The organism is Nostoc sp., assembly GCF_036919675.1.
Classification (GTDB): Bacteria; Cyanobacteriota; Cyanobacteriia; order Cyanobacteriales; family Nostocaceae; genus Nostoc.
Map to the genome: position 1 here is coordinate 1 of NZ_JBALCP010000102.1, position 17,874 is coordinate 17,874.

Below are 17,874 nucleotides of genomic sequence, written 5' to 3' on the forward strand. Positions count from 1 at the left end.
TCTTACCCTAGCCTGGATAGTGCCACTTTGTTTCTAACTTGATTGCTGATCAGGTAAGTCCGCTTGTCAATAGGGTTTGAGACGCGCTAACCCTGTAACGTAGCTGACTCTAAATTAATATTTACTTTCTAAACAACTATTAACTATTGACTAATAGGTGAGGGTAACAAAAATATGGCTGCAAAAAAACTTTTGATGCTTATTGGGGACTATGTAGAAGATTATGAAGTAATGGTTCCTTTCCAGGCATTGCAAATGGTGGGACACACTGTCCATGCAGTTTGCCCCGACAAAAAAGCTGGAGACAAGGTGCGGACAGCAGTTCACGACTTTGAAGGAGACCAGACTTACAGCGAAAAACCCGGTCACAATTTCACTTTAAATGCTACGTTTGCAGAAGTAGAAGCGGCAACCTATGATGCTTTAGTCATTCCTGGAGGACGAGCACCAGAATATATCCGTCTGAATCAGCAGGTGCTAGAAATCACCCGTCACTTTGCCCAAACTAATAAACCTATTGCTGCCATCTGCCACGGCTTGCAGTTATTGGCAGCTGCTGATGTACTGCAAGGCAAGAGATGTACTGGTTACCCTGCTTGTAGCCCAGATGTCAAGAGTGCTGGAGGTATCTACGTTGATATCCCTGCTGATCAGGCAATAGTTGACGGTAACTTGGTGACAGCACCAGCTTGGCCTGCTCACCCCCATTGGCTGGCAGAATTCCTCACAGTACTTGGAACTAAGATTGAACACCCAGAACTGGCTACAGTTGCTTGAGGCAAGATACCGAAAATCTTTTGGTTCGATCTTCAGGGCAGTTTCTTTCCCTACTCCCTGCCCCGAGGGAGCTTAGTCAATTATCAGTGGCAAAAACAACTCACAACAGACAACCGAAAATTATATAGTTTTTTGATAAAACTAAATGCAATAAAAACTACTATTTTTTGATAAATTGCCGTGGGTTTAATTTGCAACTAGTACGCCACGGCGTAAATAGAGCAACCATTTAAAATCCCTAAAGAGCTTATTCCATAATACTTTTGACTTTTGACTTTTGACTTTTGACTTCCGCCTTGCGGTACTAGGATGTCAAGAGTACAGCACCGATACAATCTGATTTATCCGCCTAGCAAGCCAGGTTTAGGACAAACTCTCAGCAAATCGAATGCTTATTTACATTAGGTGAAACAATTTGAAATTTTGCATCGGAAATTTTAAATTTCTTAGCAGGAAGTGAAGCTATAGTGGATTTAGCAATGCTGCTGTTAATGTGGCTAAGGTTAGTCCTGCTGCCAAATTATATGAAGAAGAATTAGTTTAGAAACGCACTCTAACTCGATGACAGGCAAAAACGCAAGACATAATGCATTTCTGCGGCTAGTGTCTGGTAATGGGGCAGCTTTTGGAGCAGAATCTCGCTACTCGCTGCCCCCCAGTAAAGAGATGGTAATTGGACGCGACCCCAGCTGCCAAGTTGTCTTGGATGCCATGACGTATCGAATGGTATCTCGTCGTCATGCAGTGGTTCGTCCCCTCTCTGTATCCCCAGATAACAAATTCAGCTGGGTGCTTTGTGATTTAAATAGCGCTAATGGCACTTATTTGAATGGACAACGCTTGTATGAATGTCAGGAATTGCACCCAGGCGATCGCTTTTCTCTAGGTGCTGATGGTCCACAATACGTTTTTGAGTACGAGTTTACCTACCAAACCCCGGCCACAACAGTTAACCAAGTTACACCATTACCTTCGGCAACAAACTACCATAACCACACGCAATTAAAGCAGCCAGATTCTGTTAGCTTCACCCAGCTTTTTCCGATTATTTCTACTGGTAAAGATTTAACTCGTAAAGCTTACCTCATACCGGGAATACTGACCGTAATTTTTGTAGTGCTAATGTTTGCTACAGTTGGTCAGCCCCGAGCTAATCAAGTGATCGTAGCAAGTTACATCGCCTTCGCTGCCTACTATTTTGTTTACCAACTTTGCGGTAAACAGAAGCCTTGGTGGGTGCTAATGAGTGCGGCATTGGGTACAACGCTGATTTTACTCAGTCCGTTGTTGGATTTATTTATCTTTGTGTTTCGCATCCTACCTAGAAGCTTGCCCTTACCCCAAGAATCTATTACCTTCACAGAGTTGCTGGTGCGGATGTTTTTTGGGGCTGGGTTGATGGAGGAATTACTCAAGGCATTGCCTGTATTAGCGGCGTTTGCCATCGGTAGAATGTTGTCTTCACCTTGGCGGGAACGGATAGGCGTCTGGGAACCTCTAGATGGTATTCTCCTGGGAACAGCTTCTGCTGTGGGTTTCACTCTATTGGAAACTCTCGGTCAATATGTACCGGATATCACTCAAAATGTCGCGCAACAAGTGGGTACAGGCTCTGCTGGTCAACTGGCGGGTTTACAGCTGCTAATTCCGCGAATTTTAGGCTCTGTAGCCGGACACATGGCTTATAGTGGCTACCTGGGTTATTTTATCGGGTTGGCTGTCCTCAAACCCAGTAGAAGTTGGCAAATTCTTTCTATTGGTTATCTTAGTGCCTCTGCTCTCCATGCCCTGTGGAATGCTACAGGATCAATCAATGCCTTGCTGTTGGTAGTTGTAGGGGTGTTATCTTACGCCTTTTTGATGGCGGCAATTCTCAAGGCACGGGCGCTGTCACCGACGCGATCGCAAAATTTTGCTACCCGATTTCTGGGCCCAAAATAAGAGGGGAGGGAGGGAGGGAGGGAGGGAGTGAGGAAGAAATAATCAATGTCTAATGATTATTGAATATTTATCTCTTGGGATAGATGGCCTAGTTTGAAAATCAGCCCACTGTAAATTTATACTGGCATAACTCTACCTAAAAAATAAAAATCATTAAACTTCTTACAAAAGTCTTGATTTTCGACTCTTTCTTTGCGCCTCTGCGTAAGACAAACCAACATCTTTCCAAGAGACGCCTCTGAACAGAGTGAGTACAAAGGGCGGGCTACGCGAATACAGCGCCCGATGAAAAAAATTTAGCTTTCTCTACTTTTCTATTCCCTGTCACCTGTCACCTGTTCCCTATTTATGGTTCAGACTGAGACTTGTTGAGTTGAGTAAAAGCATAGTAAGCGATCGCTAAACTAATCTTTGCTTTTTCTACTTCTGATAAAGCTGTCCACTCACTATTGTTAAGATTACTAATCGCAGATGACGCGTTTTGTGATTCGCTACTCCGCATCGCGTAAGCAAAAGGACGAGCCAAAACTAAAAGATCCTCTGTTCCCCAAGTTGGTAGTACTGTCTGAACGCACTCAACCAGTTGCTCACCCATTGATTGCTGGGCAGCAAAAATTTCAGCAGCTTTGGTGGCGATGGTGTTGAGCAATCCTTGGGGGATACAGGCGGCAAAAGTAGTGCGTAATGTTTCTTGAAGATTAAGCACTACTATCTGTTGTAGGTTGCTATTGTAGTCTGGGGTAGAAGCAATACCAGACCAAAGTGTGTCTAGATGGCTATAAAAATCTTGCGATCGCGTTGTCAGTTCTTCCTCAAGCAAATCTTGCATTCCAAACTGTTGTTCTAACTCGTGAAAATAAGCTTCTGACTCTTCATCCGCTGGATTCCAGGGATAAGTAGCATCGTCTGGTTCCAGTAACGCTTCCAATAACTCTAAATCTATTTGAGACGGCAAGGAAGAGTAAGTGTCTGAGCCGTTACTTTTATTAGCCATTTTTTCTTACCTCACAAATATTTGGTGGTATTGACAGCTACAATTCCCAAGAGGAGATTTCCGCAAAAACAATTGATTTTTTATCTATTAAAAATAGATTATTTTAAAGGCTGATGCTAAAGACCAAAATGCATTTATGCAATAGCTCTGCTAGGAGTTTTCAATAATAAACTCCCAGATTTCACCTCTAGCACTTCCAAACTTTAACTGCATTCCTGATTTCAAAGGGACTTCCTCTCGGAGGATTTGTTGCCAGCCATTAGATCCTAAAAACCAGGTTGTCCCGTAGGTGGAAAAATCCTGCAAGTAATAAGTTCGCACCAGTGTAGCATCAGTAAGAGTGTTGCGGCAGAAGATTTCGGCGTGTCGTTTAGATACTGATGGTTCGGGGATGACAATCTCATTATCTCTCGTGCGGCCGATGCGGGTGACTCCATAAGGCAGTAACCAGGTTTTACCTTGTGAGGTGAGCGATCGCAAAGAAGCAGTCAAAAGCGCGGAACCTACATCAGGAATGGCTGTGTCTGGTAGTTCGGTAATCCCTTCATCCAGATTTTTAATGAGTTCGCCGTCAAAATCTGGATGCAGGTAGAGAACAGGCAAAGTCCAAGCAGGTTGATTAAATTTATACAATGTTAATAACTCTTGCCTAGCCTGTGCTACGGCTTCATCAATTGGTTTGTGCGATCGCAAAGCTTCGGTAAAGGCTTGAATAAAACTGTGGCTTTCGTGGTCAGCGATTTCATCGCGCATCCCCAAAACCGCAGGCACACCATGACGAATCAGTACTTCTGCTAAACTGCTAGCAGGTATAGCTTGATGATTGATAGCAGCTGGTTGTGCGCCCCAACAGGCGTTGAAAACCGCTAATTTCACACCTGTACGGGTCAATACTTGCGCCAATTCTATCCCATTCAGGGGCATGTCTGACCGCAAAAATAGTAACCCCCCGTCTGGGTCTGGCAAACCATGTCCAGCATAAAAGAAAACATTGTATGCTCTGGTTTCTAATTCTTGAATCAACTCCTGTGGAGTTGGTTGTATGAGTTGATTCACTATACAAGGTGCATATCTTTGGGAATTACCACCCACAGGCGTATCTGCAAGAGTTTGCTGTAAGATAGCAGCTTCTTGTTGCAGTTCCAGGTTTTCATCATGACCTAAAACCAGCAGGATACTTAAAGCCTGGTCAGTTCGCAAATACGGTAATGCATCAACTTCACTGCTGGTGCGACTAAATAGCAAATCTGGGGAGAGAGACATAGCCGATTGACCAGGCTGACGCTGCATAATTTCCCAAGGCAGAGCAATCAGATCCGGGTCACGAATTTCTAGTCGAAAGCGCAAACGTGTATGCTGACCCATAGCAATACCGCGACTGCGTTCCAGGCTACCAAGAATTTGCCCGTCGAATACCCAGCGCCATAAATTCATTCCCAAGTATTGCATCAGACGACTGCTGTAGGGGCCAGTGATTTGACCTGAAGGTGGTGAAATCCAATCTATGGGGAATGGGTTGGACTTTTGAGATGTTGAGTTTGGGGAAATATCTAGGCGACTATGACCAGCAAACATCTGCTGCCATTCTTGCCAGACTTGATTGACTTCAACAGGCCATACACAGTCACGTAAAACGTAGCCACTGGGATAGGGAGCCTTGACCACCCAAATGGCGAAGTTGTCAGTGCCAGTGTTTAGGAGACGGGCGATCGCCAAATTCAGGGATGGCATGGATTCATTAAACTAAAAGCTAAAACAAATAATTTAAAATAACAATTCTTCAAGATGAAAATTTTCTACTTTTTGACCTTGTAAGTTTTTATTTTGGTAGTTACCTGTTATTATTCCAGGTTTTTACCAGTTTATCGAGTATTTGACTAAGTTGGACTAGTGTCAGGTGCAGGTGATGGAATCGCTGGCGGTTGGGTGACGGTTCTACATGGATTTGGTGCGTCTGATTGTAAAACTAAGACCCCAGAGCGTTTCAGTTGGGATAAGTCCAGCAATACTGTTTTCTCTGTTGACGGCAAAGGTTTTGAATTTGGTGGAATTGAGGAAGTTACTGTTGGGTTACTAGTATTAGCTGGAGTTTGCGTGCTTTTATTGGCACAGACTCGCATAGACACCGAAAAATTACCAGAACCAGGTTTGGGATTTGGTTTTGTGTTGATAACTTCTAAAAAAGCTCCAGGGAGAAGCGATTGATTGTTTCCCAAAGAGATTTGATTGTTGGTTTTAATTACCCAGCCAGGAGAAAGGTTAGCAAGCGATCGCGGTACAGGTGTCGCTTTGATGGTAGGGTTTGGAGTTGTTGTCGGATTGGAAAAAAATGGAAATTGCCATGATTGCGATCGCAGTTGCTTCACAAACAATCCTAAAGAACCTGCTGCTACCACAACTATTAACAGAACTATCCACTGTAGCGGTAAACTGCGAGTTTTAGCAGGCTCAGTGTCTGGAATGACCTGAGTTTTGTGGTTGGGGCGATCTAAAAGTGTCGGATCTGCCACTCTCGAAGTAAAATCAACAGTTTTAGCAGAAAAACTCTCTGGAATGACGACTTTGATCGTGATTTCTGGTTCCCAGTACTGGACTTGATAGTGGACTAAAGCGACGGTGACATTATCGTGTCCATTTTTAGTATTAGCGATTTCGACTAATCTATCCGCAACATTTGCTATATTTGTTTCCCCAACTAAAATCGGCAAGATTTCTGTTTCCCAATATTCTTCCACCCGATCAAAATCACTCAAACCATCAGATGTGAGCAGAAAAACAGCATCTTCGTCGAGCATAAACCGTCCAGATGTGGGATGCAATGAAGTGCTCGGTCCCATGCCCAAAGCTTGAACTAGAGAGCCAGCAGCACTCTGTTGTACAGCCTCACGATAAATGGCATAACCTAGCCGCACCTCGCGGGAAGCAACATCATCGTCGAGGGTAACTTGATAACAGCCGTGGCGGGTAATCCAGTAAGCACGACTATCGCCAACGTGGGTAATGTACATTTCATGTGCAACTGGCAATGCCATTACTAAAGTCGTACCCATGCGTTGACGCCCTTGACGATTTTCACCGTCATTGCGCTGACTAATTTTGTCATTGGCAATTGCCACTGCCTTTTCTAGGTCATTAAGCAGGAGTGAGGGGTCTATGTGGTCATAGGGAACTTTTGTTAGTTGCTGTACCTGCTGCTGGATCGTTTCAATCGCTAAATTTGAGGCGACATTGCCACCCTCGTGTCCACCGATGCCATCACAGACAATTGCTAAGGCTGTTGGCTGGGGTGGTTTGCTGACAAGAGTTCCACTGGGTGGGCTACAGGCATCTTCGTTCCGTTGGCGACTTGGCCCAGTGTCGGTTTTGGTGATAATTTGGATCGTGGGGGTTTGCGATCGCCCTAACCCAGCCAGTCCCCCATCTAAAACTCCGATTAATTGATCGGTTGAATTGATCTCTCCCTGAATTAAGGAAAGGCTAACGTGATCAACAAATTCAGCTATGGCTGGTTTAGCATCACTAACCAACTGCTGCCAGAATCCACCTAATTGGGGCAATTCTGGTGATGTTGCGGCATCAAAACGCAATTCCAACAAACGGACTAATGATCCTTCTACCCGTAATACATAAGAGTCAAGCAAGCTAGAGGCGACACCTTCACTCACAAGAGGTTGCCACAGATGAGCTATTTGCCATAACCAATTGAGTTGGCGCATCGATGTAGCATCACGCCAAGCGGTGGTTAACTCGCTGCCCAAATGCACTTGTTGGATTGTGTCATTTACTAATAGTGGCGGTTTTTCTAAGAGTAATATTTCTCGATCGGGGAGGCCATCAGCTAGAAATAGCACTCCATATACCTGCGGTACGTGTAAACGGTAGGGAATGAGTCTCAAATAAGCTTTTAGAGGCTGTAAATTATCTAACTCAGGCGTTAGCGCTAATAAACCAGGCTTCGTATCTAAAAGAACAGATTTCTCAAGGACTAAATAGCGATCGGCTAATATTTCTCCAGGGCTACCCACACTCGGGCCATCTACCACAGCCCAGAGGTAATTTTTCGGTAGGGGCGTTGAGCATCGCTGGCAAAACTTGTGAGTCAGGGGGTTAGCAGCCTGACAATTTTCATTTGGACAGTAGAGCGTTGCCGCGTCATTTTCCATAGTTTTCGCACCGATCAGCGATTGGCAATTTCTTTAACAGCATTAGTAGGGACAATCTAGACCGCTCATCTTCTTAAACTTGACATACCCAGACTTTAGATGATGATTTTAGCTGGTGGATATCAGCAGGTGCAAATACTTACTTATCCAAAAAATACGCTCCCAAGTCAACCCTACAGCCTCATCATAGCTTCTATTGCTCTGTGACTCTCTATCGCCAAAGCAACTAACTCCAACCCTGTTACCAAAGCATAACCCAAGCATAACTGCGCTATTTGCTTTTGCTGAATTACCCCATCATCAAGAAGCAGATGATGTTGGTATTTATTTAGTTTATAAGTAGGATAGCAACAATTAACTTTAATTAAGAATTAAGAATAGCAAATATAATAATTTTGGCAAAAGTACCTGACGAATCAAGAAAACCTCACTTCTATTTCTCTCTCCTACCAGGAGGAGCCACTGCGTTGGGGAGCCAGCGCTCTGGAGAGGGGGTTTCGACGTCACTTGACGGCAGTTGCTTCAAGATAGTCGAAGAAACCGCAAAGGTGCACTGCCTCCTTTATGCCAACCCGTCTACCGCAGTGGCTCCCCATGAGCGACTGGCGTCTGGCGAGCCACTCGTGGCGTCAGAGATTTGAATTTTCCCCCTTAGAGCGTCGGCAAGGGGGTTAGGGGGCTAGGTTTTTTGTGGGCTTCTCCAGATGACCTGAATTGTCAAAATGGTTCAGCCAGCCAGCCTGCTACTAACTCATTCGCTTATTGTTTGTCGTTAATTGCAACTTGGGGGACTCCCATGCTGTAGTTGGTAACGCGGGCAGAAAGATTGTAGCTGAGTTCGCCGAGTTGCAGGAGCGATCGCAGATAATGCTCTAAGTCTGACCCCACACGGCGCAAGTTATAGTCTGTGAGGTCTGCGCCACTAGATGCTTCTACTAGTTCATCAAATTTTCGATAAACTTTTTGCAGCGCATCTTCATTCCAGTTAAATTCGTTATCTGGGTCAATATCTAACGTTAAGACCTGTTGACTGGGAATCAGTTCGCCATCCCGGTCAATTTCGCCTGCAAAAATGCGGACATGCCGGGTTGTGGACTTGAGCAGCATCGGGTTAGCCATAAAAGGGTGTAAGATTTGGGTGGATTACACTGAAATTATTGTAGCCGCTATCTCTGAGCTTGAATGCTCTCAATTTACAAGCTTTGAACGCAGTTTCAAAAGGGTATATTGAATGGGCATAAGTAAAAATATCACCTGTACTGATTAACTTACTACTTCTGTTAGGAGTTGAAGACGCAGTTAGCTGCTAGTACTGACAGTAGTCCAATTATTTTCCTGTAAAAATTATTGGAGAGAGTGTTTTCATTTGAGGTATACAAACAAGTCAAAGCGGTCTACTAATCTTACCTACTGCTAAGATTTTTGTACTCCTCAAGCCCAAAAGCCAGTAGGGAAAAGCACTCACCAGGAATAATTTGATCTGTGTACGTTTTTTTATGGAGAACAAAAGTTTTTACCTTAATAATTATGCTCATCAATTTCTTCGGAATTTTCTATTGCAAAAAACGTACATCAAGTAATTTTACTGAATAGTGCTACATCGACCTCTGGCTTTAGTAAATTACAAAAAGTTAAGCGGTTTTACTTACGTATAAACACCAAATTTAGAGTAACAAGTAAACATGTTATTGACGTTAACATAAAGTTGATGTAAAAAGCTTTAAAAAGGTTGCACAACTTCTTACAGAAACTTTATTGTGTAGAATCTTAAAAACTGAATAATAGTTATGGCTTACCATAAGCTACATCTGGCACAGTTACATCAAAATCTAGACAGTGAAAATTTAGCTTGTAAATACAACACAGGAGAGTGAAATGGAATACAAAGGTGATTGATGAAGAAAAATTCTTAATTCAAGCACTTTGGATTCAAAAGAGATATAAAGAATTTTTGCTGGATATCTACCTCCTTACCCTCATGACAACCAAGTAAAGGAATCTCAATAGCTATGAACTCCAAAGTATTACCACGCCAGATAAATAATCTCGAAGTAGGTGTTTATGAGTGCGAAATCCATCTCAAATTCCGGTTGATTGAGGAAAAGAGTCTATTAGGCGATCGCGAGCAACTCTTACAGGTGCTACTTGATGCCTTGACTGTGGGTTCGGACGACTTTCTAGAGACGCTGCAAGCATCCGTTAAAGCGCAGGAAGTGTCTGAATTCAAAGCCTCACCTCAAATGCGACGCCAGCTGATGCGCTTGCGTAATGCTGCTGAAAACTCCCCAGATTAAAGGTATAATTTAAGCAGTTAAAAACATGAGTTGGGCATCAAATCAAATGTTGATCTCACACCCCAGTTGCAATAAAAACTAATCAGTAAGTAGAATTCATAAAATATTATGATTTCTACTTTGTGAAAGTCTTATTTAGCAGCACAAAGTCCCAGGAATAGTTTCCTCGATTAAAAACTTTGTAGCAAAGGGTACTGGTAGAATCAGAGAGCAAATTCAGCCGGGTGCATTTTACCGAGTTTTTATTAAAACATTGCAGGAATAACAAAACCCTGTGTCTTTACAGATGGCAAATTGGAGAACAGGCGCGAATCCAATGAAAACCTAAAAGACCAAAGTAAAAATAAATAACCTTTCTTTTAGCTTTTTGCTTTAGCTAAGTGCCTGATTTGCTGAAATACTTATGTTTTATCTATTACTGGTAATAGGTGATGGTTTAGCGCCCAGTTACCTATTACCAATTACCCACAGTCAAAAAACCTCTAAGAGGTTTTGCCACGCAAAATTGTCCCTCTCTGAATCCCAGAGGTACAGACTTGAACTAAAGTTCAAAGCAGCGAGAGGTTCGTCGAACTTACGTTGACGAAGTGGACGCGGGGAATACCAGAAGCGGAAGCTAAAAAAAAGGACAAGGGGAGCAAAAAAAGATGAGGGAGTGGGGGAGAAGATTACAGCTATTTTCAGGTAAATAGACCACGCGGTAGGGGCGCAAGGCCTTGCGCCCCTACGACAAATGTGGTTCAAATACTTGAATTCTGCTGTAATAACCAATGACACCAGTTGCTTCTCCTGTCGGAGACGCTACACGAACAACGGATAGCGTCCCTTGCGCGTCTGGTAGAGAAGCGGTAGCGAGTCAGACGCTCCTACGGACGCTCGTTCCTCGCTACCGCTTCGCTAACGCTAACGCAATGCTTACGAGCGTCGGGAACCTCCGCAACGCACTGGCTCCTCAATGTCTATTTAGCCAGACCGTGTTCTAGAGCAAAACGAACTAACTCTGTACGGCTATTGGTGCCAGTTTTACTAAACAAGCGGCTGACGTACTTTTCTACATTGCGGACGCTGGTTTCCAAACGACGGGCGATTTCTTTGTTCATCAACCCTTCAGCGACCAAGTTTAAAACACTTTGTTCTCTGGGAGTCAAATCAATTTTGAAAGGGGCTGGCGATTGGGAAATGGCATTTCTTTGAGTTAACAATGCCTTAATTTGGGCAATCTGATTGGCTAGTTCAGCAAGATCGGGGGTTTCAGCGTCATCTCCGGTAGTTGCAGCCTTAGCGGCGCGGCGGGCTAGCAAATTTTCGACTATAGCCACTAACTCGTCTGGATCGAAGGGTTTGGGTAGATAGGCATCAACACCAGCATGATAGCCTTGGATGCGATCGCCTGTCATACCTTTAGCAGTTAAAAATACTACCGGGAGTGCTTGGAAGCGGGGGTCTTCTCGCAGTTGCTTCAGGAACTGATAGCCATCCACCTGGGGCATCATGACATCGGAAATCACCAAGTCAGGTGTATTCATCTGCATCCATTCCCAACCTTCAAGGGCGTTACTGGCGACTTGAACGCTGAAACCGCTCTCTTGCAAATAGTCTTTCACGGCTTCCCGTATCCCTGGTTCATCATCCACCAGTAACAATTGTGCTGACATTTAAAATTCCCTTAAGTTTACCTTTTTCCAATTTAGCTTAATCCAAAAGAAGCCTCTCACTCACCTGCAAGGGGAGTGATGAGATAGACAGTCCGCTCAAGTCGGAAAACTCGCCCACACCGCTGTCCTCATGAATTTTGGGGCGATGAATCGCTAAACTTCTAATGCATTCACGAATGATATCCGTTTTGGATGACAATAGTACAAACCCAAGCTGCTAGTTATCAAAAAACGCCTATTTCTAAGTCCCAAAGTTGACATGCATTGAACAACCTGAATTCACCTCTACTGCCCCCAAAGCTTTTAAAGTTGACACCTCAGCCTCGGTCAACCCTGTCGCCGCATTAATGATCATGCCTTCATAGGAACCGGCTGGCCGTAAAGTTGTCCAGCATTCCCCTGTAGCAAGATCCCAGCAATTGATTGTTTCATCCTGGCTACCGCGCTATTGCTGATCAGAGTTTTGCCGTCTGGGCTAAAAGCGATCGCTAGCACACAACCAGGATGTCCCGGCAATGTTTGCAGACATTCACCAGAATGCACATCCCAAATCTTAACTGTGTGGTCATAGCTGCCACTAGCAAGGAAGTTACTATCTGGACTGAATGCGATCGCCCAGACCCAACTACCATGACCATACAAGGTTTTGAGGCATTGTCCTGTATGAGGACTCCAGAGTTTAATGGTGCGATCTGCACTGACACTAGCAAGGAGGTTTTGTTGCCCACAGTGGGGGATCGCGTAAATAATTCGGCGACGCTAGAAACAATATCCTCATTGGGTTGGGCGGCAATGACCTAATTTACGGTGAAGCTGGCGACGATTGGCTCGATGGCGGTACAGGAAGCGATAGCCTTTACGGTGGAGACGGCAACGATCAACTTTAAGGTCAAGATGGCAACGATACCTTAAATGGCGATGCTGGCAATGACTATCTCGAAGGTGGCACAGGCGATGACCTCCTCAATGGCAGCGAGAGCAATAAATTGCTTACTACGAACCGCGCAAAACTCATAACACAGACCACTAGTATTTTTACAGCCGATCAATTATCTTGGCATTCTCTGGCAACTTGGCGTTTCGTTGCCCAGCAGTCCGCGCCCTAGCAGTGAACAGACCAATGGGAGTATTTAATAAATCTACAAGGGTGGCTTGACCTGCGATGCCTGCGGCGGGCTGCGCCAACGCCTTTTTAATATCCCTTGGAACTTCCTTCAATAACCAACGTCCTAAGCGATAGCCGTATTCTTTGGGTGTCAGATCTCGCATCAAATCTACACCGTGCAGTTCGTGTAGATAGCGATTTGAGCGTCCATAGCGCCGCCATTGACTTTGCAGTTCTTTAAGTGTGGCGCGGTGGCGATGCCCAACGATCGCATTTGCGGCAAATTCCAAACGCCCGATGTTTTCCCCCAAAATCCGCCAGCAAATGTCTGCATCGCCACCAGTGGTAAGATAGGGACGAAATAAACCCGCTTTTTCTAAGGCAATGCGTCGAATCGCCAAATTAGCGGTTTGACCATAGGGACGAAAGGGATGGTCAAGGGTATGCTTTTGGGACAAAGTTTCTTGACGGTCTGCGTGAAGTTCTAGCAGAGTTGTGCCTGGTAGTGCCAAAATTTCACCAGGGACAATTACCACTTCTGAGTTGACAAAAGGCTGGATTAATGCATTTAACCATTGCGGTTGCGGACGGCAATCAGCATCGGTAAAAACGAGAATTTCGCCCACAGCGGCGCGAATCCCAGTATTACGAGCAGCATAGGAGCTTTGAATTTGGTTTTCGCTCAATGGGTGAATTGTAATTGGGCAATTTTCGGCAGATGTTTTGAGGATACTGAGAGTGCGATCGCTACTGTTATTATCCACCAACAAGTATTCTACCCGGTCTTTTGGGTAGGTTTGAGACAACAAACAATTGATTAACTCTGGTAAATCTGTCTCACCGTTATAAATAGGAACAACCACCGACACCATTGGTAAAAAGCTGGTGGTGGTGGTTGCATCAACTGGCTGATGATTCATAAATCTGAGATTTTGGAGATGGGATTAGTAGCTAGTATTCCCAATCCAAAATCCTAGAACGGTATATCAAGCAGTTTTCATAACTCCAAAAATCTGGATTTGGGAATGACGTGGGATGAATTTTTGTTTTAGCTAAAATTTCAGGTTATCAGCGCTACTCATGGGTCGAGTGGGTCGAGTTGCTGGCGGCTGGGCAAAGTTGTTACTTGATAGAATTGTGATTGCCCGGGCATATTGCGGATCACTCTTAGTTCCGATTAAATCTGGATTAGAAGCCAACTGACGCTCTTGTGCCTCTGTCAAGTCTAGCTTGATATCTGGTGTAATCCCTTTATGGTTAATATCCGTTCCCGCAGGGGTGTAGTAATGGGCAATGGTAACTGCCAAGCCGGAACCATCTGCGAGTTTATGAACTGACTGCACTAAGGCCTTACCAAAGGTTTGACCACCTACGACTACCGCCCGCTTATTATCCTTGAGTGCCCCTGTGAGGATTTCGCTAGCACTAGCTGAATTTCCATCTACTAATACCGCCAAGGGACGATTTGTCAGAGAAGTGCGATTGGCTTTAGTTTCTTCACTGCTGCCCACACGGTCTACTGTCTTGACAATCGCGCCGTTATCATACCACATCCGGGCAATTTCAATGCTCGCGTTCAACAACCCGCCAGGATTTCCCCGCAAATCCAAGACATAAGAATCTACTTTCTTATTGTTCAAATCGCGGATGGCTCGTTGCATTTGATCTGCGGCGTGGGCGCTAAATTCCCGCAAACGGATATAGCCAACGCGGCGATTCCCTTCTTGCCTAAGGGTATAACGTACTGTTGGCACTTCAATCTTTGCCCTTGTCAGCTTCAAATCAAAGGCATTTAGCCCTGTCCGTCCCACCCGTAGCTTGATGGGAGTACCCACTTCGCCACGAATTAACTTGGAGGCGTCATCCACTTTCATTTTGAGAGTGGGTTTGCCATCAATTGCCAAAATTTCATCGCCTGCTTTGATCCCAGCTTTCAGTGCTGGAGAATTTTCTATGGCTTCGACAACAGTGAGCCGCTGAGTTTTTTGGTTCACTTCCATCCGAATGCCAATCCCAGAGACTTCCCCGTCTGTTTGGCTAGTCAGGGCTTCAAACTGTTTGGGGTCCATAAATCGAGTGTAAGGATCTCCCAACTTTTGTAAAGCTTCGCGGATGGCAGTATAAGCTTCTTCCCGAGTAGAATAGTCTTTGCTCAACAGGCTTTGTCTGGTTGCTTGCCAATCTTGTTGATTAAATTTGGCATCAACATATTCACGATTTACCACTTGCCAAACTTGGTCAACTATCACTTTCGGGCTGTCTTGTAGGGCTAGAGCAGCACGGACACCACGAGTCCAAACGGGGCCGAACACAGACATAATAGCAGTCGTGGCGATCGCTCCACCAATCAAGGCTACTTGGAGCGGTGAGTAACTTTTCGGAGATTTGTTCATGTATATTAGCTGGAATAATTGTGTTGTTGACAGTTTAGCAATCAGGCTTTCCAGAAAATTTTAAGTTTTTATACCCCAAACTAAGCTATGCTTCCTTCATCATTTTTATCGTTGAATGATGCCGAAAATACTGCATTATTAACAACCATTTCTCGGTTTGTTAGCCTTCTCCGGAAGGCTCTTCTGACCATGTGACACTTTGATTAGCGTCATGTTTACACTTATTCATTACTTTTATAAGATAGCACTTTGTTCACTCAGTTGCAGTACTGTTAGACAGCTATTAAATCAGCTTTTCTTACCTAAGTCATGAAACGCAAATTTACCATCAAATCGTTAATTTCTATTAAAAAAAATTTTGCTAATCTGTGGCAACTGTTACAAAAACTAACTGGTATATTGTACTTTGTCTTGGGCACTTGGCTGATTTTTACCACTATAACCTTAGTTTTTGCTTCTTCGCAGCCAGTAGATGCCTTCTTGGTGCTTGGTGGCAGTGTTCATCGAGAAACTTATGTTGCCCAACAAGCAAAACAATACCCGCAAACCCCAATTTTAATTTCTCATGGTTCCCCAGACCCCTGTATATGGTTAATTTTTCAGGACGAATTAGCAAGCTTACAAAACGTTTGGTTAGAAAAGTGCGCGAATTCTACCTTTGAAAATTTTTATTATGGTATACCGATTCTGCGGCGTTGGGGAGTGCATAAAGTCATGTTGATTACCTCGCCAAGTCACTTACCCAGAGCTAAATGGATGGCACAGATTCTTTTAGGCGCTCATGGTATTTGGGTAGAGTCAGAGATTGTTCAGGAGTTGGGTATTCCTGGTAATCGTGAATCTTGGCCCAAAACTGGATTAGATTTAACACGCAGCCTATTTTGGGCGATTGTAAGTCAAATTATTCAACCGCAATGCTCAAATGTGACAAGACTTACCCAAGTAGATATGCAAGCTTGGAAGAATCGAGGTTTTCATTGTGAACACCAAGTGGCGTGGGTTGAGGAGATAACAACAGATGAGAGTTCCAAACTATAGACCCCTAGTTATTAAGCTTCTTTCTTCCTGTTAGAGGAAATTGTGCAAAAAATTTGGTGCTTGTAGATGATGCGATCGCCGTAATACCCGTAACACTCTATCGGCTTTAACTTTACAAGCACCTTACTAATTTTTTCATCTATGTCTGGTGCAACTGGCTTCGGCGATTGGCAGGCATTCCGTTGATTGCATCCAAAGGAGAATTAATGCAAAAGTTCCCAATCTTGCAGCATCAAAATAGCATCTCTATACAAAGACAAATCCACCTGGTGAACTTCTATTCCCTGTCCGATTCCTTGTAGAAGAGTGATTGTCAATTTTCCTCCCAAGTGCTCACGGAATTCGGTAAGCCCCCTAAATAGACAATGCGGATGGTCTAGTTGATCTAATTGCTCTGTCAGCGCTGATACATACAAGGTAAAGCCTAATTTCTTTAGTGTACTTATAACCCTTTGCCACTCAGATTGTAAGAGTTGCCCTGTTAAATATGAATAGGTCGTATCTAAAGCAATGCCGATCGCTACAGCTTCACCGTGACGTAGGCTGTAATTAGTTAAATGCTCCAGTTTGTGAGCAGCCCAGTGTCCAAAATCCAAAGGACGCGATGAACCCATTTCAAAGGGGTCGCCGCTACCAGCAATATGCTCTAAGTGCAATTGGGAACAGCGATAGATCAGCCTTTCCATGATGTCCATGTCTCGATTAGCCAATTTCTCGGCATTAGTCATAATGAAGTCGAAGAAATCTGCATCTTTAATCAACGCTACTTTCACAGCTTCTGCAATACCCGATCGCCAATCTCGATCATCAAGGCTAGTAAGAAAATCAAAGTCATTCAAGACACCATAAGGTGGCATGAATGTACCCAAAAAGTTTTTCTTGCCAAAGGCATTAATTCCGTTTTTTACCCCTACACCCGAATCGTTTTGCCCTAATACTGTTGTCGGTACTCGTAATAGCCGAATTCCTCGGTGAGCCGTTGTTGCTGCGTATCCTGCCATGTCTAGGACGGCTCCACCTCCAATTGCTAAGACGTAGGAGTGACGGCACAATCCAGTTGCATTGATCCGCTGATGAATTTGCTCTATAAATCTAGAATCGTTCTTGACTGCTTCTCCACCTGGAACTACTATTGGCTCACCGCTCAGTGTTAGTACATCTTCATAACACTGGGCATAGACTGATAATTTTTTTAGCAACCCATCCTGGTACTGTAAAAATCCTGCATCTACCACTGCTAGTACTTGTTTTGGGGTTGTCTCCCCATCTGCGGCAATCACTTGTGCCAATAAAGGATTATCTAACTGAAACAAACCTCTAGTGAAGTGAACATCATAATTGAAGGTGACGCGGACACATTGGTTAATTGGTTGCAGATTAAAAGCTGTTTTTTGTTGAATAGCCATTTGAATATTATTATTTTTTAAGTACCTGTAAATAGATGCGCTACTACAATTAAAATTAACAGTCAAATTAACCCAATAAGTCCATTAAAAACTTTAAGTTTAAAATGA

Annotated in this window: 13 protein-coding genes and 2 pseudogenes; 6 read left to right on the forward strand and 9 right to left on the reverse strand. The window is 44.0% G+C overall.

All coding sequences use genetic code 11. The annotated features are described in order from the left end of the window. The first annotated feature begins 174 nt into the window (after positions 1-174). Entirely contained in the window at positions 175-777 is a 603-nt protein-coding gene (locus V7K49_RS22315) for a DJ-1/PfpI family protein (RefSeq protein ID WP_335207524.1), read from the forward strand. Positions 778-1,338: 561 nt separating this feature from the next. Beyond that, a complete protein-coding gene (locus tag V7K49_RS22320; protein WP_334866856.1) occupies positions 1,339-2,718 on the forward strand; it encodes a PrsW family glutamic-type intramembrane protease in 1,380 nt (459 codons plus the stop codon). Positions 2,719-3,064: 346 nt separating this feature from the next. Here the strand turns inward: V7K49_RS22320 and V7K49_RS22325 are convergent, their stop codons facing one another. The 4 genes from V7K49_RS22325 to V7K49_RS22340 form a co-directional block, all read right to left on the reverse strand. Further along, positions 3,065-3,712: a hypothetical protein gene (locus V7K49_RS22325; protein ID WP_334866858.1), complete on the reverse strand. Its 648-nt coding sequence runs from the start codon at positions 3,710-3,712 to the stop codon at positions 3,065-3,067. 150 nt (positions 3,713-3,862) lie between these two features. Further along, positions 3,863-5,443: a CHAT domain-containing protein gene (locus V7K49_RS22330; protein ID WP_335207525.1), complete on the reverse strand. Its 1,581-nt coding sequence runs from the start codon at positions 5,441-5,443 to the stop codon at positions 3,863-3,865. 146 nt (positions 5,444-5,589) lie between these two features. Next, on the reverse strand, positions 5,590-7,875 hold the full coding sequence (locus V7K49_RS22335) for a protein phosphatase 2C domain-containing protein (RefSeq protein WP_335207526.1): 2,286 nt from the start codon (positions 7,873-7,875) through the stop codon (positions 5,590-5,592). A gap of 759 nt (positions 7,876-8,634) precedes the next feature. After that, positions 8,635-8,994 (reverse strand): NAD(P)H-quinone oxidoreductase subunit M, encoded by a 360-nt coding sequence (locus tag V7K49_RS22340; protein WP_334866865.1) that lies wholly within the window; start codon positions 8,992-8,994, stop codon positions 8,635-8,637. An 890-nt stretch (positions 8,995-9,884) separates the two neighbouring features. Between V7K49_RS22340 and V7K49_RS22345 the strand changes: the two genes are divergently transcribed. Further along, the gene (locus V7K49_RS22345; RefSeq protein ID WP_335207527.1) at positions 9,885-10,169 is read left to right on the forward strand and encodes an Npun_R1517 family heterocyst differentiation transcriptional regulator; all 285 of its coding nucleotides are present in this window, start codon (positions 9,885-9,887) and stop codon (positions 10,167-10,169) included. Positions 10,170-11,128: 959 nt separating this feature from the next. On the opposite strand, the gene V7K49_RS22350 is transcribed toward V7K49_RS22345, so the two are convergent. Both V7K49_RS22350 and V7K49_RS22355 read right to left on the reverse strand, forming a co-directional pair. Continuing rightward, positions 11,129-11,824, reverse strand: a complete 696-nt coding sequence (locus V7K49_RS22350; RefSeq protein ID WP_273766533.1) for a response regulator transcription factor — start codon at positions 11,822-11,824, stop codon at positions 11,129-11,131. A gap of 351 nt (positions 11,825-12,175) precedes the next feature. Then, entirely contained in the window at positions 12,176-12,574 is a 399-nt protein-coding gene (locus V7K49_RS22355) for a WD40 repeat domain-containing protein (RefSeq protein ID WP_335207734.1), read from the reverse strand. 11 nt (positions 12,575-12,585) lie between these two features. Between V7K49_RS22355 and V7K49_RS22360 the strand changes: the two are divergent. Continuing rightward, positions 12,586-12,711, forward strand: a pseudogene (locus V7K49_RS22360) (hypothetical protein); the annotation flags it as partial. A gap of 12 nt (positions 12,712-12,723) precedes the next feature. Next, a pseudogene (locus V7K49_RS22365) lies at positions 12,724-12,930 on the forward strand (hypothetical protein); the annotation flags it as partial. On the opposite strand, the gene V7K49_RS22370 reads toward V7K49_RS22365, so the two are convergent. Continuing rightward, complete coding sequence (locus V7K49_RS22370; RefSeq protein ID WP_335207528.1) at positions 12,860-13,849, reverse strand: glycosyltransferase; 990 nt, start codon at positions 13,847-13,849, stop codon at positions 12,860-12,862. The pseudogene V7K49_RS22365 and the gene V7K49_RS22370 overlap by 71 nt on opposite strands. Positions 13,850-13,981: 132 nt before the next feature. Further along, a complete protein-coding gene (gene ctpB / locus V7K49_RS22375; RefSeq protein ID WP_335207529.1) occupies positions 13,982-15,322 on the reverse strand; it encodes a carboxyl-terminal processing protease CtpB in 1,341 nt (446 codons plus the stop codon). A gap of 309 nt (positions 15,323-15,631) precedes the next feature. On the opposite strand from ctpB, the gene V7K49_RS22380 reads away from it, so the two are divergent. Further along, entirely contained in the window at positions 15,632-16,360 is a 729-nt protein-coding gene (locus tag V7K49_RS22380; RefSeq protein WP_334865433.1) for a YdcF family protein, read from the forward strand. 203 nt (positions 16,361-16,563) lie between these two features. Here V7K49_RS22380 and V7K49_RS22385 read toward each other — a convergent pair whose 3' ends face one another. Next, on the reverse strand, positions 16,564-17,766 hold the full coding sequence (locus V7K49_RS22385) for a 3-dehydroquinate synthase (protein ID WP_335207530.1): 1,203 nt from the start codon (positions 17,764-17,766) through the stop codon (positions 16,564-16,566). Positions 17,767-17,874 lie beyond the last annotated feature (108 nt).